The 18,264-nt window shown below is 61.2% G+C and carries 18 protein-coding genes and 1 pseudogene; 10 read left to right on the forward strand and 9 right to left on the reverse strand.

Annotation, left to right across the window (positions count from 1 at the left end; translation table 11 throughout):
- The first annotated feature begins 82 nt into the window (after nt 1–82).
- Nucleotides 83–742: a 5-formyltetrahydrofolate cyclo-ligase gene (locus EJ077_RS16760; RefSeq protein WP_208695330.1), complete on the forward strand. Its 660-nt coding sequence runs from the start codon at nt 83–85 to the stop codon at nt 740–742.
- A 16-nt stretch (nt 743–758) separates the two neighbouring features.
- Here the strand turns inward: EJ077_RS16760 and EJ077_RS16765 are convergent, their stop codons facing one another.
- Nucleotides 759–1,232, reverse strand: a complete 474-nt coding sequence (locus tag EJ077_RS16765) for an Lrp/AsnC family transcriptional regulator (RefSeq protein ID WP_015317948.1) — start codon at nt 1,230–1,232, stop codon at nt 759–761.
- 157 nt (nt 1,233–1,389) lie between these two features.
- Between EJ077_RS16765 and ald the strand changes: the two genes are divergently transcribed.
- A complete protein-coding gene (gene ald / locus EJ077_RS16770) occupies nt 1,390–2,505 on the forward strand; it encodes an alanine dehydrogenase (protein WP_208695331.1) in 1,116 nt (371 codons plus the stop codon).
- 203 nt (nt 2,506–2,708) lie between these two features.
- Here ald and EJ077_RS16775 read toward each other — a convergent pair whose 3' ends face one another.
- The 4 genes and pseudogenes from EJ077_RS16775 to sseA all read right to left on the reverse strand — a co-directional run bounded on the left by EJ077_RS16775 (nt 2,709) and on the right by sseA (nt 5,459).
- Nucleotides 2,709–3,197, reverse strand: coding sequence for a DUF1203 domain-containing protein (locus EJ077_RS16775; protein ID WP_208695332.1), 489 nt, complete (start codon nt 3,195–3,197; stop codon nt 2,709–2,711).
- A 171-nt stretch (nt 3,198–3,368) separates the two neighbouring features.
- Nucleotides 3,369–3,926, reverse strand: a complete 558-nt coding sequence (locus EJ077_RS16780; protein ID WP_208695333.1) for an OmpA family protein — start codon at nt 3,924–3,926, stop codon at nt 3,369–3,371.
- A gap of 99 nt (nt 3,927–4,025) precedes the next feature.
- On the reverse strand, nt 4,026–4,589 hold the full coding sequence (locus EJ077_RS16785; RefSeq protein ID WP_208695334.1) for a GNAT family N-acetyltransferase: 564 nt from the start codon (nt 4,587–4,589) through the stop codon (nt 4,026–4,028).
- A gap of 4 nt (nt 4,590–4,593) precedes the next feature.
- Nucleotides 4,594–5,459 (reverse strand): annotated as a pseudogene (gene sseA, locus EJ077_RS16790) (3-mercaptopyruvate sulfurtransferase).
- Nucleotides 5,460–5,573: 114 nt separating this feature from the next.
- Here sseA and EJ077_RS16795 point away from each other — a divergent pair.
- From EJ077_RS16795 to EJ077_RS16805, 3 genes are all read left to right on the forward strand, one after another.
- Nucleotides 5,574–6,005 (forward strand): hypothetical protein, encoded by a 432-nt coding sequence (locus EJ077_RS16795; RefSeq protein WP_208695335.1) that lies wholly within the window; start codon nt 5,574–5,576, stop codon nt 6,003–6,005.
- A gap of 71 nt (nt 6,006–6,076) precedes the next feature.
- Entirely contained in the window at nt 6,077–6,871 is a 795-nt protein-coding gene (locus EJ077_RS16800; protein WP_208695336.1) for an alpha/beta hydrolase, read from the forward strand.
- 26 nt (nt 6,872–6,897) lie between these two features.
- The gene (locus EJ077_RS16805) at nt 6,898–7,686 is read left to right on the forward strand and encodes a Stf0 family sulfotransferase (protein WP_208695337.1); all 789 of its coding nucleotides are present in this window, start codon (nt 6,898–6,900) and stop codon (nt 7,684–7,686) included.
- A gap of 10 nt (nt 7,687–7,696) precedes the next feature.
- On the opposite strand, the gene EJ077_RS16810 is transcribed toward EJ077_RS16805, so the two are convergent.
- A complete protein-coding gene (locus tag EJ077_RS16810) occupies nt 7,697–8,947 on the reverse strand; it encodes a cytochrome P450 (RefSeq protein ID WP_208695338.1) in 1,251 nt (416 codons plus the stop codon).
- Nucleotides 8,948–9,063: 116 nt separating this feature from the next.
- Between EJ077_RS16810 and EJ077_RS16815 the strand changes: the two genes are divergently transcribed.
- Nucleotides 9,064–9,990 carry an Lpg1974 family pore-forming outer membrane protein gene (locus tag EJ077_RS16815; protein ID WP_208695339.1) on the forward strand — a complete coding sequence of 309 codons (927 nt, stop codon included), beginning with the start codon at nt 9,064–9,066 and terminating at the stop codon, nt 9,988–9,990.
- 65 nt (nt 9,991–10,055) lie between these two features.
- Nucleotides 10,056–10,856, forward strand: coding sequence for an alpha/beta fold hydrolase (locus EJ077_RS16820; protein WP_208695340.1), 801 nt, complete (start codon nt 10,056–10,058; stop codon nt 10,854–10,856).
- 43 nt (nt 10,857–10,899) lie between these two features.
- Here EJ077_RS16820 and EJ077_RS16825 read toward each other — a convergent pair whose 3' ends face one another.
- Together EJ077_RS16825 and EJ077_RS16830 are read right to left on the reverse strand one after the other, a co-directional pair.
- Complete coding sequence (locus EJ077_RS16825) at nt 10,900–11,643, reverse strand: alanyl-tRNA editing protein (RefSeq protein ID WP_208695341.1); 744 nt, start codon at nt 11,641–11,643, stop codon at nt 10,900–10,902.
- The gene (locus EJ077_RS16830) at nt 11,643–12,677 is read right to left on the reverse strand and encodes a cysteine synthase A (protein ID WP_208695342.1); all 1,035 of its coding nucleotides are present in this window, start codon (nt 12,675–12,677) and stop codon (nt 11,643–11,645) included. The genes EJ077_RS16825 and EJ077_RS16830 overlap by 1 nt, the downstream gene beginning before the upstream one ends.
- 225 nt (nt 12,678–12,902) lie before the next feature.
- Between EJ077_RS16830 and EJ077_RS16835 the strand changes: the two genes are divergently transcribed.
- Nucleotides 12,903–13,724, forward strand: coding sequence for an SDR family oxidoreductase (locus EJ077_RS16835; protein ID WP_208695343.1), 822 nt, complete (start codon nt 12,903–12,905; stop codon nt 13,722–13,724).
- A 92-nt stretch (nt 13,725–13,816) separates the two neighbouring features.
- On the forward strand, nt 13,817–14,791 hold the full coding sequence (locus tag EJ077_RS16840) for an alpha/beta hydrolase (RefSeq protein ID WP_208695344.1): 975 nt from the start codon (nt 13,817–13,819) through the stop codon (nt 14,789–14,791).
- Nucleotides 14,792–14,895: 104 nt separating this feature from the next.
- Here the strand turns inward: EJ077_RS16840 and EJ077_RS16845 are convergent, their stop codons facing one another.
- Nucleotides 14,896–16,320 (reverse strand): DEAD/DEAH box helicase, encoded by a 1,425-nt coding sequence (locus EJ077_RS16845; RefSeq protein WP_208695345.1) that lies wholly within the window; start codon nt 16,318–16,320, stop codon nt 14,896–14,898.
- A 410-nt stretch (nt 16,321–16,730) separates the two neighbouring features.
- Here EJ077_RS16845 and EJ077_RS16850 point away from each other — a divergent pair, with 410 nt between their 5' ends.
- Nucleotides 16,731–18,263, forward strand: a complete 1,533-nt coding sequence (locus EJ077_RS16850) for an acyl-CoA carboxylase subunit beta (RefSeq protein ID WP_127869351.1) — start codon at nt 16,731–16,733, stop codon at nt 18,261–18,263.
- The last annotated feature ends 1 nt before the right edge of the window (nt 18,264 follow it).

Consider the following 18,264-nt stretch of genomic DNA (forward strand, 5'->3'; position numbering starts at 1 on the left):
GACTCGTCGTTCCATGTCGTGAACGCACATGTTGTATCGTATCGCGAGGTATAGCGTCATCGAACACGCGATGAGGTAAGGCATGGCCAACGATCATGACGACCAGGGTCCGGCGCAGTATTCTTCGCCGCCTTGCTTCATGCATGAGTTCGATCCCGCGTTCCAGGCACCACTCAGCGACTGGACCGACGTGAGACGCTGGCGCAAGGCTGAACGTGAACGCCTGATCGCGGCACGCCTTTCGGTTTCCGCCGATGCGCGAACAGCAATGGCGCGGCGCATCGCGGAAGGCCTCGACGCTGTCATCGGTGGCATAGCAGGCCGGATGGTCAGCCTTTACTGGCCGTTTCGCGGCGAGCCGGATTTGCGGCCATGGATGGCGTCGATCAACGAACGCGGTGGCCGCACCGCGCTGCCCATCGTCGTCGAAAAAGGTCAGCCGTTGATCTTTCGCGCCTACAAACCGGGCGACCGGTTGGAAAAAGGCGTCTGGAACATCCCGATCCCGGCAGAAGGCGATCCGGTACTGCCGGACATCGTCATCTCGCCCATTGTCGGCATCGATCCGGCAAGCTATCGGCTGGGCTACGGCGGCGGCTTCTTCGACCGCACGCTGGCCGCCATGCCGTTCAAGCCGCTGGTCATCGGCGTCGGCTACGAATTGCAGCGCATCGCCACCATCTATCCGCAACCTCACGACATCCCGATGGATCGGATCGTGACGGAGGATGCCACGGCATAAGGCGGCTGATCAGCGCTCAGGCCATTTCCGGCTTTAGCCCCATGGCCGTCCGGTCGACGATTTCACGCAAGGCGAAGGACGAATTGATCTTCGTTACATGCGGCATCGCCGACAGCCATTCCTTGTGGATGCGCTCGTAGTCGACCAGGTCCTTGGCCGCGATCCGGAGGATATAGTCGTACTCGCCCGACATCAGGTGGCACGACAGCACGTTCGGGCAGCGTTTGATCGCCGCCTCGAAATCCGACAGCGTCTTCTCGAACTGGCCGGAGAGGGATATGTGGACGATCGCGGTCATCTGATGGCCGAGGGCTGCATTGGAGAGCCGGGCGTGATAGCCGCGGATGGTTCCGGATTTCTCCAGATTATCAAGCCGGCGCGAACAGGCCGACTGCGACAGGCCGACCTTTTCGGCAAGGGCGGCGTTCGGCATCCGGCCATCCTTCTGCAATGTCTCCAGAATGGCGATATCAATCCTGTCGAGCGGCATTCTTCGTGGATCCTGCGAATATGTTGCTATTTCACGCAACGATTATCGAAACCCTCCTGTTCGCGCAAGCGCATTCGCAAACACTTGCTAGCCGATTCATGGTTCACTCCGACAATACAGGGAGTGAGCCCAAATGGGCCCGGATCAGGAGAAGAAAATGCGAGTCGGTTGCCCCAAGGAAATCAAGAACCATGAATATCGTGTCGGCCTGACGCCGGGTTCGGTCCGCGAATATGTGGCCCACGGCCACGAAGTGCTGGTCGAGACCGGCGCGGGCGCCGGCATCGGCGCCGATGACAACGCCTATCGCGCCGCCGGCGCCACCATCGCCAAGACGGCCGCCGACGTGTTCGCCAAGTCGGACATGATCGTCAAGGTCAAGGAGCCGCAGCCCAATGAGTGGGTGCAATTGCGCGAAGGCCAGATTCTGTACACCTATCTCCACCTAGCCCCAGATCCGGAGCAGACCAAGGGCCTGCTCGCTTCGGGCGTGACGGCGATCGCCTATGAAACCGTGACCGACGATCGTGGCGGGCTGCCGCTGCTGGCGCCGATGTCGGAAGTTGCCGGCCGCCTGTCGATCCAGGCGGGCGCCACGGCGCTGCAGAAGGCCAATGGCGGCCGCGGCGTGCTGCTCGGCGGCGTGCCCGGCGTGCTGCCCGGCAAGGTGACCGTGCTCGGCGGCGGCGTCGTAGGCCTGCATGCGGCCCGCATGGCCGCCGGCCTTGGCGCGGATGTCACCATCATCGACCGCTCGATCCCGCGCCTGCGCCAGCTCGACGACCTCTTCGCCGGCCGGGTCCACACCCGTTACTCGACTGTCGAGGCGCTCGAGGAAGAATGCTTCTCGGCCGACATCGTCGTCGGCGCCGTGCTCATCCCCGGCGCGGCCGCGCCGAAGCTGGTCACCCGCGAAATGCTGTCCGGCATGAAGAAGGGCTCGGTGCTGGTCGACGTCGCCATCGACCAGGGCGGTTGCTTCGAGACCTCGCATGCGACCACCCACGCCGAGCCGACTTACGAAGTCGACGGCGTTATCCACTACTGCGTCGCAAACATGCCAGGTGCCGTGCCGGTCACTTCGGCCCATGCGCTGAACAACGCAACGCTGCATTACGGCCTGCAGCTCGCCGACAAGGGCCTGAAGGCCCTGGTCGACGACCATCACCTGCGCAACGGTCTCAACGTCCACAAGGGCAAGATCACCAACCGCGCGGTCGCCGAAGCGCTCGGCTACGAACTGGTCGAGCCGAAGGCAGTGCTCGCGGCTTAGTTCACTCGAAAAGCTTCCTTCAGTCTCCCCGCCGGCTCAAACCGGCGGGTTTTTTCTTGGCCCATCGGCGCAGGCAACAAAAAAGCGGAGCCAAAGCCCCGCTTCCTCGATATCGAGATCGCCACCGGTTCATCCGCGGTCAGCCAATCGATCGACAATGGCTGTCTAGCGCGTCCATGCGACAGCAGTGCGACAGAAACTTTCTAATCGTTAATCCCTGGACCTCTCGCGCGCTCGATCCGGCATTGGTAGCAATTGTTGCGCGCCGAGCGGACATGCACATAGGCAATGTCGTCACGCTCGAACAAGGTTTCCGCCCGCGCTACTATAGCGTCCGTTGGGATGACGCCGCCGCTGCCATAGACAATACGGTCGTTCTTGCCATAGCCGCGCACGATATAGTCGGCGCTTTCCAGTATCTCGGGAACGATCCCCGCTTCAACAGCGCGGTCGCATTCCTGCGCGTGCAGGAAGATGGGGCCTGTCTCGGCATAAGGCTGAAGCTGCGGGAATGGCCGGTAGGCGAGGACGAGGTAGTCGTCGCCGGCGGCGATGTTCTTCAAACAATGCCGGCAAGGCATGCCGTCACCGTCAGAAACCTGGCGCTCGGGCGTGTTGCCATAGGCGTCTGGCCCACCTCCCTGCAGCGCTCGTACATCTTCTGTCGGCAGAGCTTTGAACTGGATGGTCATCACATGATCTCCTGTGTGGTTGACCGGAAATTATGCTTCCCTCCGATGCTTCCCACCCGATTCCTGCCAAGAGTCGAGGGATCGATCGCCGTCGGCAAATCGAACCCTCGAGATCAAAAGGGATTAGCGCTGATACTAAGCCGGATAATCAGTTTGAATCGGCGCCTGCGTTCAACGGATGAAATCGTCGAAGCGGCGCAATGTCACCCGGCGATTCTGCCAGTTCTCGTTCTGGGTCGGCACGAGCAGGAATTCCTCGCCGTAACCGACAGTCTCCAATGCATAACCGGGCACGCCGAATTCACGCACCAGTGTGCGCTTCAGCGAAGCGGCGCGCTGTTCGGAAAGAACCTGATTCGACTGAAACGATCCGACGGCATCGGTATGCCCCTCGATGAGCACACGCGCACCGGGATCGCGGCGCAGGATGCGGCGCAGCGCATCGGCGATGTTTTCGATCTTGTCATACTGCGAGCTGGAAATCGCTGCGGAGCCAAAGGCGAAATTGATCGACTGGATATCGATCGAGCGCGCCATGCGGCGCAGGTCCGGCCGGCGCTTGAATTCGCGAATGGTCACGCGCTCGTTCGGCCGCAGCTTGACCCGGGGTGCCGCCTCGAGCTTTCGCTCGATCGTCGCGGCCGAAGGCGTCGTCGCCTGGGCAGCGGCAAGGCTCGGCATGGCAATCGCCGCGATCAGCGCGGCGACAAGAGTACGTCGGGTCAGCATGTCTTTTCTCCTTCGGCCTCGGCCGCATTGGCAATGCGGGCAACATGGCAAAGGCAGGCTGAAGCGCCGATGAACGAGAGGTTCAGATTCCGGCTGGAGTTACGGCCGCATGACACTGGCCGAGCGCTCGGCGAAAGGCAGGGGATGCACAACCTCCTTCTTCTGCGCGACCGGCTTGAAACCGAGCTTCTGGTAGAGCGGCAGGGCAGCGGGGTGGTCGAGCGTGCAGGTCTGCACCGTCACCCTTTTCGGCCCGTGCGACCATGCCGCGGCAATCGCCGAGCCGAGGAACCAGCGGCCGATGCCTTGCCCGGTGGCGTGTTCCATCATGCCGAAATAGGCGAGCTCGACTTCCTCGGGCAGATGCGGCTTGAGGTCGAAGAAACCGGCCGGCGAACCGTCGAGATAGAGCACCCTGATGTCGCGATCCTCGCGGTGGATTCCGGCCGACAGTTCATCGTCATTCAGCCTCAGAACATTGACCCAGTGCCATTTGCGCCCCACCCGGTCCATCAGGTAGCGGTAGAAATGCAAGGGAATGTCCCTGGTCTTCAGCAGTGCGACCTGGCGGTTGTAGGGCACCGGTGGCGAGGCGGCCGGCGGTGCATGCATTTCGAGAAAAGTCACCGTAACTTCAATATCCTGCAGCACGCCGTTTTCCATCAATTCATTCCTTGCCGGTAGTGGCTGGGCCGGTCACGACTGGCGTATCGGGCAATCCTCCCCACTCGGTCCATGAGCCGTCATAAAGCCTGTTGTCGGTGTGGCCAAGCGTCTCCAGCGCCAGCGTGACCACAGCGGCCGTGACACCGGAGCCGCAAGATGTGACGACGGGTTTGGACAGGTCGATGCCGGCGTCCTCGATCACCTTGCGCAAACGGTCCTTTGGCAGCAGCGTGCCGTTTTCGGAAAGCGCCGAATAGGGAATATTGCGTGCGCCTGGCATGTGGCCCGAGCGGATGCCGGCGCGGGGCTCGGGCTCTGAACCGGTAAAGCGCCCTGCCCCCGCGCGTCGGCAATCTGACTTGCCCCGGTGCCGACGATCCGGCGCATGTCGGCCAGGCCGACGACGCGACCAGCGTCGAAATCGGCATGAAAGACACTTGGCGCGATCTTGGTCGGCTCGGCCGTTACCGGCCGGCCGGACGCCTTCCAGCCGTCGAAGCCGCCGTCCAGAATATAGGTCTGGAAGACGCCCATGACGCGGAACATCCACCATGCCCGGGGTGCCGAGAAAAAGCCTGGGCCATCATAGACGACGATGGTGTCATCGGCCGAAACGCCCATCGCGCCGACATACTGGGCAAAATGCTGCGGCGATGCGAGCGTATGCGGCAAGGCGGCATCGGGATCCGAAACGGCATCTTGGTCCAGGAAGCGGGCGCCTGGAATATGGGCTGCATCATACTCGGAGCGCGCATCGCGTTTTTGCGCCGGCAGATACCAGGAGGCGTCTATGATCGTCAGGCCGGGCTGGCCCAAGCGCTCCTGCAGCCAGTTCGCGTCGACGGTGAAAGGACTATCCTCGGCCATTGCTGTTCTCCCGGTTCGTCTTTGGCAGCATGCTAATTCCAATTGTTTTCGCATTTTATGGCGAGTACGGATTGATGGTTATGATCTGGGGTGGGTGGGGTCAATAATCCTGGCATGAGCAATCTTCTGTTTTCCCGTGTCCCCAGCAATCCGGTTTCGCTTGGGCTTGTTTGCAACTTCATTGCCCACTATCCGCCGTTCGACGGTTACGAGTTCGGCCTGATGGTGAAAACGTTGCGTTATCAGTTGGATCAGCAGACACACATGATCGGGGCAATCGACGACGCGATCGTCGCCTATGTCGGCTGGATCCAGACCAGCCGTGAGATCGCCGAAGCCTGGGCAACGAATGGCGGGCCGCTCAATCCTTTCCCTGGCGGCGACGCCACCGCAGTAACGGTGCTGGCGACTCGGTCCTCATCCCACATCCTGCCGATGATCAAGGAAGCCAAACGCAGCAATCTCGACAAATCGGTGTTCTGGAAACGCGATTTCATCGACAACCGCGGCTCGGTCAAGCGTGCCGTCCGCAAGCGCGACGTCTGATGCAATCGATCAACGCTGCCGAAGCGCTGACACAAGAGATCCTGATCCGGCTGGAGGATCGCTATGCCGCAATGTTCGTGCGCATCTGGCGGCCGTCGGGCACGCCGCGCGCGACGGTCTTCTGCCTGCACGGCTTCACCGGCAACGGCGCCGACTTTGATTATCTTGCCACTTTCCTGTGCCGCAACGGCTTCCTGGTGATCTGCCCGGACTTGCTGGGACGCGGGCGCAGCGCCTATCTGGGTTCTGGTTACGACATCAATGTCTATTCCAAATGCCTGCGTGCGCTGGGCGAGTTCGCTGGCACGGAAAACCACTTCATCGGCACCTCATGGGGTGGCACGATCCTGCTGTTGTTTCTGCAGATGACCCGCTCCAGGGCCTCGAAGATCATTCTCAATGAAGTGCCCATGCTTGGCGGACCTAGGGTCGACGCAATGAGAAACGAGGTCCTGAAAGAGAGCGCGCTTGCATTTCCGACCCGCGCGGCAGCCAGGGATTATCTGAACGCAAGCCGAGGCGTAATGGGCCGGGTTGAGGATGCGGTGTTCAGCCGTTATGTCGAAAATCGGATAGCCTCGGGCCCAGATGGCTTCCGGCTTGCCCATGATCCGGCCACCACAGGAAATTTCGGTGCCCTGGCCGGCCGCGAATACGACCTTTTCCCGATAGCCGCCAAGGTCGACGCCCGTATCCTGCTGATGTACGGTCGCGACAGCCAAGTCATTGACCGGCAGGCTGTCGAGCGCACGCGGAAGGTACGGCCTGATCTGTGGCTTGTCGACAACATCGATGCGGGCGATCCACCATCGCTGATGACACTGGACCAGGCTCTGCTCATCCTGGGGTTCCTGTCTGCTGCCTGAAAACTTAGCGCGGGTTGGTTCGGGAAATGCATTTCGACTATTTGTACAGTGAATATATCGCTGCGACCTATGATCGCCAAAGCTCCACCGAAAACCCGGCCAAAATCCTGATTTGCACGACTCCTCGAACGGCGGGGCATTCCTATTGTCAGGCTCTGCAGCAGTTCGGTCTGGGAATACCCACGGAGTATTTTCAATGGCAGTATGCCTTGCCGCTGATGAGACGGTGGTCGGCAGACGACACCATGGACCTTGAAGAACTCAATCAGCAGGCGCCGGAATATGGTCGCCGTCTGCTTGCAAAAAGGACTGAGAACGGCGTGTTCGCCGCCAAACTCTTCTTTGAAAACCTGCCATTCGCGCGCAATTCAATCGGCGATGACGACGGCAACTCGTTCTATGTCTTTCTTTCCAGAAGAAACAAGATCGATCAAACCATAAGCCTGCTCTCGATGCTGCATACGGGCCAGCCGTTCGATGGCCAGGAGACACTGTCCGGAATTCCCACGGTATCGATTTTGACCGAGAGGGTCGTGAACGAAACAGCTCAGTACATCTTTGACAGCGAGGTCAGATGGAAAAATTACCTGAACACTCTTGAACGGCGCAGGGTGGCCCAAGTCTGGTACGAGGACTTTATAGCGGGCCAGCAGGAAAACGCTTCCACCACGATGAGCAACTGGTTCCCAGGCTTCGAGCTGAAATCAAAAGCCATATCGGCAAGCGCGCGCTATGCGCACGACGCCGACTTCAAGATCATGATCAAAAGGCAATTTGGGGACTACCTCAGGCGATTCTGGCACGACCATGCCTGACCAGGCGTTTTCATCGACGTGAAACGCTTACCGACAATCCGCTCGCGGGCCGCAGTGCCAGCGCATAATCGAAGCGGATCACGTCGTCCGCGCGGCTGAAGGCGAACCGGCGCACCACGGCGCGAACCGCCTCTTTTATTTCCAGTCGGCCAAGACGCGCGCCGCCGCACATGCGCGGTCCGGTGAGGAAAGGAATGAATGCCCGCCGGTCGAAGCTGTCGTCCATGAATTCCTTGCGACTGGCGTCGAATGTCCTGGGATTTTCCCAATATGCAGGATTTTGATGCACGCCCACGATCGACACCATGACTAGTTGGCCCGCCCGCAAGGTTCTGCCATCGAGTGCCATGTCGGCACCGACTTCCCGCGTCAGAAATGGTATAGGCGGGAAATACCGCATCGTCTCGTTGATGATGCAATCGGTGAACGGTGTCTCGGCCTTGTCTGCCAGGATTTCGGCATGGATGCGTTCCTGCACCTGCTGGTTGGCGCCCAGACGGTCAATCACCCACAGCACCGTTGTCACCGTCGTCTCGACGCCGGCAAAGAGGTTCATCACGAACTCTTCTATCGGCGAGAAACCATCGATGTCGCGAGCCATTTCGGCGAATCGATCCATCTCCGCCGCCGATCGGGGATCGGCCATCAACTGCGATCCAAAATCGCCAATCACCTTGCGCGCTTCGTGGATCGCGCCGGTGCGCTCGGCATTCGTGGGCGTAACCCAGGAATAATATTGCAACCGCCTCAACACCTCACGGACCCGGTCGAGCAGCTCAGCCGTGGGCGCGATCTCAGGCACCAATCCGAAGGCTTTGTAAAAGATGTCCATGGCGGCTGCAAAAAGTGCCTGCTGGATATCAGCCAATGACGCGTCGCAACCGGCGATGCCCATCCTGTAGATTTCCGCCACCGTCCTTTTATGGGCGGGTTTTGCCGCTGACAGATATCGGTCCTGGGTGATGGTCCGCCTGACTGCCCAATCCTGGTCGTTGGTGTTGAAACGGCTGAAACCGAGCGCCGAAATCAGGGAGAAATTCTTGCGGAAAAGATCCGGTGCCTTGACGATACTGTCGACGGCCACGGGATCGTCGAAAATCACGAGATTGCCGATCTCTCTCGGCATCGCGACTTCACCCGGGTGGCCGCTCTTTGCAAAGAGCGCGTAGACGAGGTTGTTGAGAACGCTTTCGATTTGCGCCGAACTGTCCACCATACCCCCTCGACGCTGACCTGGCTGCCCGCTGGCGTTGTCCGCCACTGTGGTAAAAACGTGACACTGACGTCACAAAGTCGCCAGCACCGACTCGCGGCAATATGCCGTTATGTTTGTCTCTGCAATATTAAGGCGGGCAAGAATCTGTTTGGGGTTGGGAAATGCAAGCTAAAATACCGGGTAAACTTCTTGCGACTGTCGCGGCGTCAGCCGCCTCGGTGACTTCCGTGGGAGTGGTTGCTGCGCAAGCGGAGGATTCGAAAGTCACGGACCCGGCGGCAATCGATTCACGCGTCAAGATCGCCTTCGAAGGCGCGTTCTTTCAAAACAACGTCCACAAGGACGACAAGACCGGCGGGTCTGACAAGCTTGGAAACAGCAATGGTGACTTTTCGGGGTCAATCGCGCTGACCAAGCAGATTTCTTCTGACATGGACTGGCGCCTTGCAGGCGCGTTTCACCTTGGCAAGAATCGTTCCTGGCAAGAGAGTGGCCATATAACAGGCAGCGATCCAGGCTTTCTGACTATAGGCTACGGCGACGATTACAGTTTCCAGGCGTTCGATTTCGATGTCGGCAAGCACGTCAAGGTGCAGGCAGCCGATATCCGCTTCTTCGGCGGTCTGCGTCTGGTGCATTCGGATGAACATGGTACTGCCTCCGAAGGCTTCTCTCCGGACAATCCGGGGGCCGACAAGGGCGGTGCCGTCGACAAGGTTGGGTCATCGGAATACTGGGGCATCGGCCCGCGCGCCGGCGTCGAGGCCTATTACCCGCTGGGCGAGACCTGGGGGCTGACAGGCTCAGCTTCCGGCGCCGTCATGTGGGGCCGCCGCACCGACCGCGCCGGGGTTAATTACAACTTTACCAATCCGGATAACCACGGCTCAGTGACGCTGTTTAGCGAGTCGGCCAACCAGACCGTCACCAGCCTCGACGCCTCGGCCGGCTTGAGCTGGACCCCTCTCGCGGGCGCGACCTTTACCGCCGGCTACAAGATCGAGCAGTGGCACAATCTGCTGATCAATGCGGACCACAGCAGCCAGACCTTCCACGGACCGTTCCTGCGCCTCGAAGTCAAGATGTGACGGCGGCAGGGTGGACCTTGACTGCAGGTTTTGAGTCCAGGTTCGCGGTCAACAGGAGCGTCAAATTGCATTACACGGCGGCGGGCTCTGGCCCGCCGATCGTTTTTCTGCACGGCTTTCCCGATCACGGCATGGGCTGGCGCCACCAGATGGAAGCGCTCTCACAACGCTACCGCGTTCTGGCGCCGGATTTGCGGGGTTTCGGACGAAGCGATGCGCCGCAAGGCTACGGCAATTACGTGCTAGCGAACCTGGTGGAGGACGTGCTGGCCGTTCTCGCGGCGGAAAGGCTGACCCAAGCCGCGATTGTCGGCCATGACTGGGGCGGCATCATCGCATGGTGGCTGGCCATGCGTATGCCGCAGGTGGTGCGCCATCTCATCCTGTTGTCGACGCCGCATCCGCGCAACCATCTGCGCACCATCGCCGATCCGGCCAATGCTGAGATCACCGGATATATTCGCCGCTTCCAGGTGCCCGGCGCCGCCCAGATGCTGGATATCGACGAACTCGCCGCCTGGGTCGCCGATCCGCAAGACAGGGAGGCGCTGGTCGAGTCGCTCCGACGCTCGGACCCGGAGGCGATGCTAGGCGTCTACAGGGCCAACATACCGCTTGGCAGAGTGCCGGATCTTGGGCCATTGCCGCCGATCCGTGCTCCGACCTTGGTGCTGTTTGGTACAGACGACCCCTATATTCCATCCAGCGCCTTCGATGGTACGTTTCGCGAAATCGACAATGTGAGCGCGCTGGTGGCATTGCCCGGCGCTGGTCATTTCATCCATCATCAAGCAGCCAAATTCGTCACGGAGCAAATCGAAGCATGGGTGGAGCGGCCACCTTCCAGTTTCCGTCACCGTGCTTGAGTGGGCGTCTCGCGATCGCCTGGGAAGCAACAGATCGCTCTTCTCAATTTGCCGGCATCGGGCCGAAGCGGATGCGGAAGCGCCTGTTTTCCCGGCCCTTCTTCTCGATCTTGCCGATGTGGATTTCGCCGATTTCGCCGGTGCTCTTCACATGGGTGCCGCCGCAGGGCTGGCTGTCCACCGGGGCGTTCTCACCGATGCAGACCAGGCGGATCTTGCCAGTGCCAACAGGCGGTCGGACATTCTTGGATTTTACCAGGCCGGGATTGGCGGCCAATTCCTCGTCGCTGATCAGCCTGGTGAAGATGGGATGATCAGCCCGCACCAGGTCCATCATGCCGGCAGTCACCTCTTCCTTGGTGAAGCTGGCGTCCGGAATGTCGAAATCGACACGGCTGTCGTCCTCGGAGACCGCCGCCCCGGTGATCGGGAATGGGCAGACGACCGTCAGCAGGTGGCAAGCAGCGTGCATGCGCATCAGCAGGTGCCGGCGCTCCCAGTCGATCGCCAGCTTCACGCGCTCACCGATCCGCAGCGTGGCCTGCTCCGGCGCCGGCACATGGATGATCTCGTCCTTGGTCTCGCCGGTGATCGTGGCTGCGATCGCGATGCGACTGTCATCGGCACGTTCGATATGACCAGTGTCGCCCGGTTGGCCGCCCGAGGTGGCGTAGAAGATCGTCCGGTCGAGAATGATGCCGCCGCGCTCATTGATGGCGACGACCGTGGCTTCAGCCGTCCTGAGATAGGCATCGTCGCGAAACAGCGCTTCCGTCTTGTGCGCCATCACGCAACCTTTTCGAACGGCACCGAGATCTTGCTCTGCAGTTCCATCCAGCCCGGCACCGGCAGCTTCTTCTCGCGCAGGAATTCCGGGTTGAACAATTTGGACTGGTAGCGCGTGCCGTAGTCGCAAAGGATGGTCACGATGGTGTGGCCCGGGCCCAATTCCCTGGCCAGCCGCATCGCGCCGGCAATGTTGATGCCGGTCGAGCCGCCGACGCACAGGCCTTCTTCCTGGATCAGGTCGAAGACGATCGGCAGCGCGTCCTCATCCGTGATCTGGTAGGAAAAGTCAGGCGTGAAGCCTTCGAGATTGGCGGTGATGCGCCCCTGCCCGATGCCTTCGGTGATCGAACTGCCTTCGGACTTCAGCTCGCCGCTGGTGTAGAAACTGTAGAGCGCGGCGCCAAGAGGGTCGGCGAGCGCAATCTTGACGTTCTTGCTCTTGGCCTTCAATCCGAGCCCCACACCGGCCAGCGTTCCACCCGAACCCACCGCCGAGACGAAACCATCGACCTTGCCGCTGGTCTGGGCCCAGATTTCCTCGGCCGTGGTGCGGATGTGGCCATCTCGGTTGGCGACATTGTCGAACTGGTTGGCCCAGATGGCGCCGTTCGGCTCGCTCCTCGCCATCTGCTCGGCCAGCCTCCCTGACAGCTTCACGTAATTGTTGGGGTTCTTGTAGGGCACGGCCGGCACTTCGATCAGCTCGGCGCCGAGCAGCCGGATTGTATCCTTCTTTTCCTGGCTTTGCGTATCCGGGATGACGATGACGGTGCGGTAGCCGAGCGCCTTGGCGACCAGCGTCAAGCCGATGCCGGTGTTGCCGGCCGTCCCTTCGACGATGACACCGCCCGGCTTCAACAGGCCACGTTGTTCGGCGTCGCGGATGATGAACAGGCCGGCGCGATCCTTGACCGACTGTCCCGGATTCATGAACTCGGCCTTGCCCAGGATCTCGCAGCCGGTTTCCTCGGAAGCTTTGTTGAGGCGGATCAGAGGCGTGTTGCCGATCGCGTCGATCACAGAACGGGGCATTCAGGATTCCTTGTGTACGTGCGCCGAAACCCTAGAAACCCAACGCTTCGGTTTCAAGGCAAGAATTCGTCTGGTCCAGTCGCATTTCCGGCGCCGCGGGTGCCGACCTTGCCGCGACCGGGCTCGATATCACACAGTTCATTTGCACCTGTGGTGGAAAAGCACTCTTTTCATTCGATTTCTTCGCCGCTAGAGCAAGGCACCAACAACTCGGCAGGGCGCAGCATGACACTCTATCGGGCCGATCCGAAACACGGCGTCGCCTGGGTCACGGGCGGCAGCAGCGGCATTGGCCGTTCGCTGGCCAGGGATCTGGCGTCACGAGGCTATGCGGTGGCGGTGACAGCGCTGGACGACGATCCGATCGACACGCTCATCGTCGAGACCGCGCAGATGCCGGGCAAGGTCGTGTCCTTTCCCTGCGACGTCACGGACGAGCCGCGCATGGCAAGAACGGTTGCCGCGATCGAGAAGGACCTCGGGCCGATCGTGCTCGCCATATTCAACGCCGGAAATTACATCTCGACACCTGGAGAGTCCCTCGTGGTCAAGGACTTCCGCCGCTCCTTCGAGGTCAACTATTTCGGCATCATCAATGGGCTAGTGCCTGTCGTCGAGCATATGAGGGTGCGCGCGCGCGGCCATGTCGTTCTGGTCGGCTCGGTGACAGCCTATTTCGGCTGGCCGACCACGGCCGCCTATGGCGGCACCAAGGCGGCGATCAACATCCTGGCGGAGTCGCTGAAATATGATTTCGACAAGATGAACATCCGCGTTCAGGTGATAAATCCCGGTTTTGTCGATACGCCATTGACCGAAAAGAACATGCTGCCGATGCCGGGCCTGATGCCGGTCGGCCGCGCGACCCGCCGCATGGTGCGGGGAATCAAGTCCGGCGGCTTCGAAGTGACCTTCCCGTACCGGACGAGCTGGCCGCTGAAAATTCTTGGCATGCTGCCAAGGCCGTTATGCCGATGGGTGATCAGCCTGACGACCAGCTGGAAGGCACGGCCGCTGCATTACGAGCGCAAACCGCCCAACGAATAGATGCCCACAGGATTGGTGGCATGGCTGCCTGAACGGCCGTTGCCTGCCCATGGCCACCGCCATAGGTTGAAAGTTGTTGCGTGGAGTCTGCGATGGGGCGACGGATCGTGCTTGCTGTGCTGGGCCTGGTCGCCATCCTTGCACTGACCTTCGTATTGGGTCCACGCGTACCCGTTGACAGCACGATCCGTTTCGATCCTTCCGTCATCGGCGACGACCCACAGGCCTATGTGGCAAAAGTGGAGGCCGCCGTACCCAATATCCGCGACGGGCTGGAGAAGGAAATCGTCTGGGCCAACCCGATGGTGCATGCCAAGACCCCGCTGTCGATCGTCTACATCCACGGCTTTTCCGCATCGAAGGGCGAGGTGCGCCCGCTACCAGACGACGTGGCCGACCAGCTCGACGCCAATCTGTTCTACACCCGCCTCACCGGCCATGGCCAAGACGGCGAAGCTATGACGGAGGGCAGCGTCAATGCCTGGATCAACGACTATGAGGAGGCGCTCGCCATCGGTCGCGCGATCGGCGACAAGGTGATCGTCATCTCGACGTCGACCGGCGGCTCGCTGGCGGCCTGGGCGGCGACGCAGCCCGGGGCGTCCGAGGGTGTGGCGGCCATTGCATTCATCTCGCCCAATTTCGGCGTAAAAGCATCCGGCGCCGAGATCCTGACCGTGCCCTGGGGCAAGCAGATCGCCGAACTGGTCGCCGGCAAGGAACGCAGCTTCGCGCCGCGTAACGCGCTGCATGAGAAATTCTGGACCACAAGATATCCGATCGCGGCGACGATGCCGATGCAGGCCCTGACCGAGCTTGCCTATGGCGCGCCGGTGGAGAAGGCGACCATCCCTGCCCTGTTCATCTTCTCGGATTTGGACAGAGTGGTGCGGGCCGACCGCACACGCGAAATCGCCACGCGCTGGGGTGGCGCGCATGAGCTGGTGCCCATCGAAAGCACTGGTGATCCCGACAATCATGTCATTGCCGGCGACGCGCTGTCGCCATCCACCACGGCGTTCCTGGCGCAGCGGATTGCCGTCTGGATCGAAGCGGTGGCGAAGTAGGCTCAAAACGAAGAGGGGCGGCCGAAGCATTGCCTCGGCCGCCCTCTTCTTTGCTATTCGTCAACCAGCCAACCCCAGGGATTGGCCGGCTGCCGTGAGGCGTATCAAGCAGCCCGCGCTGCCGGACGCTTGCCGCCGAAGCGGCGCTTGTTGTTGCCCTTGAAGGGCTTGGCGCCTTCGGGCTTGCGCTCACCGGCAAAGGCCGGCTTATCGCCGAAGCGCTTCTTGCCGAAGCCGTTGTTCTGCTTCTTCTCGCCGCCGGGCCGCCGGCCGTCGCGACGGCCATTACGGTCGCTGCGATCGTTGGCGGGTTCGAAGCGCTCGTTCTTCTCAGCCGGATTGCGTGCCGGATCTGGGCTGCCGAGATGGTCGGCAACAACAGGCAGCTTGGTGCGGATGATCCGCTCGACCTGGCGCAGCTTGCTATTCTCCGAAGGATCGCAAAGCGTGATCGCGATGCCATCCATACCGTTGCGGCCAGTGCGGCCGATGCGGTGGACGTAGCTTTCCGCCTCATCCGGAAGGTCGAAATTCACGACATGGCTGATGCCGGGCACGTCGATGCCACGCGCCGCGATGTCGGTCGCGACCAGAATGCGCACCGAGCCGTCACGGAAGTCATTCAGTGCCTTCTGACGGGCATTCTGCGACTTGTTGCCATGGATGACGGCGGCCTTGAAGCCGTCGCGCTCGAGGTCCTTGGTCACCCGGTCCGCACCATGCTTGGTGCGCGAAAAGATGATGACGGACTTCATCGCCGCGTCGGCGAGCATCGTCGACAGAACCTGGCGCTTCTGCTTGGTGCGGGCGAAGACGACGCCCTGCACGATCTCGGCCGCCGCAGTGCTTTGCGGGGAAACTTCAATGCGGACCGGGTTCTTCAAGAGGCCCTTGGCGAGCTCCGCGATCTCGTCCGGCATGGTGGCCGAGAACAGCGCCGTCTGGCGGTCGGGCGCGGTCGCCTTGGCAATGCGCTTGACGTCGTTGATGAAGCCCATGTCGAGCATGCGATCGCCCTCATCCAGCACCAGCCATTTGGTGTCGGAGAGGATGAGGTCGCCCTCGCGCACGAGATCGGTCAAGCGGCCGGGCGTGGCGATGAGGATATCGACGCCGGGAGCAACCTTCTTCACCTGGCTGAAGCGCGAGACGCCGCCCAGTACGAGTGCCGTCGAGACATGCGCGCCCTTGGCGAGGATCTTGATCGTGTCCTCGATCTGCACGGCGAGTTCACGGGTCGGCGCCAGGATCAGCGCACGGGTCGTCTTGGCGCGCCGCTTGGTGCCGAGCGCGATGATCTTCGACAGGATCGGCAGCGCGAAGGCCGCGGTCTTGCCGGAGCCGGTCTGCGCGATGCCGAAAATGTCACGGCCTTGCAGCTGCGGCGGGATCGCCTGCATCTGGATCGGCTTCGGTTCGGCGAAGCCGGCATTGTGGGTGGCCTTGAGCAGCGCACCCGTAATCCCCAGCGCCGCGAAACCGGAGAGTTCCACGGTGTCATTGCCGGGCAAAGTGTTTTCGTTGGTCAAAATAATCTTCTTTCACGCGGCCTCTGGCCGCAAACATCAATGGCGGCAGGGCGCAACCTGCCGTCGGATAAACTGTCATGGAACGACAAGGCGGCGGACAGGATTGTCCGCGCGGCTGCGCTGTCGTGCCCGCAGGCATCATGCCACGGGGCTTTTTCGCCACTTTGTGATGTACCGGAAAGAGGGGCCGATATACCGGAAAGAGGGAAAACAGACGCAACCAGTCTCATTCGTCGAGAAGGCCGGTGAGTCCGGCCCAAGCGCCTATGCCGCTGCATATGGCTGAGTTCGCCCCGAAATGCAAGGGCTGCATGTTGCAGCGCAACAAAACGGACCAAAAAGCGGACGCTTGCGCTCCCCGTCGGGCATCATTACCACAAACGCAGCTTCCGTTTTCTGGGGACCGAGCGATGAAGGACGTGCTGAAGGAACTCGAGCGGCGGCGCGACATCGCCCGCATGGGTGGCGGCCAGGCCCGCATCGACGCCCAGCACAAGAAGGGCAAGCTCACAGCGCGCGAGCGCATCGAGGTGTTCCTCGACGAAGGCTCTTTCGAGGAGTTCGACATGTATGTCGAGCACCGCTCGACCGATTTCGGCATGGAGAAGACCAAGATCGCCGGCGATGGCGTCGTCACGGGCTGGGGTACGGTCAATGGCCGCCCGGTCTATCTCTTCGCCAAGGATTTCACCGTGTTCGGCGGCTCGCTGTCGGAAGCGCATGCCGAAAAGGTCATCAAGGTGCAGGAGATGGCGCTTCGCAACCGTGCGCCGATCATCGGTCTCTACGATGCCGGCGGCGCGCGCATCCAGGAAGGCGTGGCGGCACTCGGCGGCTATGCCGAAATCTTCCAGCGCAACGTGCTCGCTTCCGGCGTTATACCGCAGATCTCCGTCATCATGGGCCCTTGTGCCGGCGGTGACGTCTATTCGCCGGCCATGACCGATTTCATCTTCATGGTGCGCGACACCTCCTACATGTTCGTCACCGGACCGGACGTGGTGAAGACCGTGACCAACGAGACGGTGACCGCCGAGAGCCTCGGCGGCGCTTCCGTCCACACGACGAAATCCTCGATCGCCGACGGCGCCTATGACAATGACGTCGAAGCACTCTTGCAAATGCGCCGGCTGATCGACCTGCTGCCGGCTTCCAACACATCAGAGATTCCGGAGATCGAATGCTATCAGTCGGTCACCGATCATGACATGTCGCTCGACCGGCTGATTCCCGACAATGCCAACAAGCCCTATGACATCAGGGAATTGATCCTGAAGGTCGCCGACGAGGGCGATTTCTTCGAGATCCAACAGAGTTTTGCGAAGAACATCGTCACCGGTTTCGGCCGGGTCGAGGGCCGCACGGTCGGCTTTGTCGCCAACCAGCCAATGGTGCTGGCGGGTGTGCTCGATTCCGACGCCAGCCGCAAGGCGGCACGCTTCGTGCGCTTCTGCGACTGTTTTTCAATCCCGATCGTCACCTTCGTCGATGTTCCCGGTTTTCTGCCGGGTACCGCGCAGGAATATGGCGGCCTGATCAAGCATGGCGCCAAGCTGCTCTTTGCCTATGCCGAGGCGACCGTGCCGAAGATCACCGTTATCACCCGAAAAGCCTATGGCGGCGCCTATGACGTGATGGCGTCAAAGCATCTGCGCGGCGACATGAACTATGCCTGGCCGACGGCGCAGATCGCAGTCATGGGGGCGAGAGGCGCGGTCGAGATCATCTACCGCAAGGACATCGGCGATGGCGAAAAGATCGCTGCCCATACAAAGGCCTACGAGGACCGCTTCCTGTCGCCTTTCGTGGCCGCCGAGCGCGGCTATGTCGACGAGGTGATCATGCCGCACTCGACCCGCCGCCGTATCGCCCGGGCGCTTCGCATGCTGCGCAACAAGGACATGCAGAACCCGTGGAAGAAGCACGACAACATTCCGCTGTGAA

The organism is Mesorhizobium sp. M8A.F.Ca.ET.057.01.1.1 (assembly GCF_003952565.1).
Classification (GTDB): Bacteria; Pseudomonadota; Alphaproteobacteria; order Rhizobiales; family Rhizobiaceae; genus Mesorhizobium.

Bases quoted from the DNA above. Each gene is read 5' to 3' on its own strand.
- EJ077_RS16760 (WP_208695330.1), top strand. From the start codon at position 83: ATGGCCAACGATCATGACGACCAGGGTCCGGCGCAGTATTCTTCGCCG.
- EJ077_RS16765 (WP_015317948.1), bottom strand. From the start codon at position 1,232: ATGCCGCTCGACAGGATTGATATCGCCATTCTGGAGACATTGCAGAAG.
- ald (WP_208695331.1), top strand. From the start codon at position 1,390: ATGCGAGTCGGTTGCCCCAAGGAAATCAAGAACCATGAATATCGTGTC.
- EJ077_RS16775 (WP_208695332.1), bottom strand. From the start codon at position 3,197: ATGACCATCCAGTTCAAAGCTCTGCCGACAGAAGATGTACGAGCGCTG.
- EJ077_RS16780 (WP_208695333.1), bottom strand. From the start codon at position 3,926: ATGCTGACCCGACGTACTCTTGTCGCCGCGCTGATCGCGGCGATTGCC.
- EJ077_RS16785 (WP_208695334.1), bottom strand. From the start codon at position 4,589: ATGGAAAACGGCGTGCTGCAGGATATTGAAGTTACGGTGACTTTTCTC.
- EJ077_RS16795 (WP_208695335.1), top strand. From the start codon at position 5,574: ATGAGCAATCTTCTGTTTTCCCGTGTCCCCAGCAATCCGGTTTCGCTT.
- EJ077_RS16800 (WP_208695336.1), top strand. From the start codon at position 6,077: ATGTTCGTGCGCATCTGGCGGCCGTCGGGCACGCCGCGCGCGACGGTC.
- EJ077_RS16805 (WP_208695337.1), top strand. From the start codon at position 6,898: ATGCATTTCGACTATTTGTACAGTGAATATATCGCTGCGACCTATGAT.
- EJ077_RS16815 (WP_208695339.1), top strand. From the start codon at position 9,064: ATGCAAGCTAAAATACCGGGTAAACTTCTTGCGACTGTCGCGGCGTCA.
- EJ077_RS16825 (WP_208695341.1), bottom strand. From the start codon at position 11,643: ATGGCGCACAAGACGGAAGCGCTGTTTCGCGACGATGCCTATCTCAGG.
- EJ077_RS16830 (WP_208695342.1), bottom strand. From the start codon at position 12,677: ATGCCCCGTTCTGTGATCGACGCGATCGGCAACACGCCTCTGATCCGC.
- EJ077_RS16835 (WP_208695343.1), top strand. From the start codon at position 12,903: ATGACACTCTATCGGGCCGATCCGAAACACGGCGTCGCCTGGGTCACG.
- EJ077_RS16840 (WP_208695344.1), top strand. From the start codon at position 13,817: ATGGGGCGACGGATCGTGCTTGCTGTGCTGGGCCTGGTCGCCATCCTT.
- EJ077_RS16850 (WP_127869351.1), top strand. From the start codon at position 16,731: ATGAAGGACGTGCTGAAGGAACTCGAGCGGCGGCGCGACATCGCCCGC.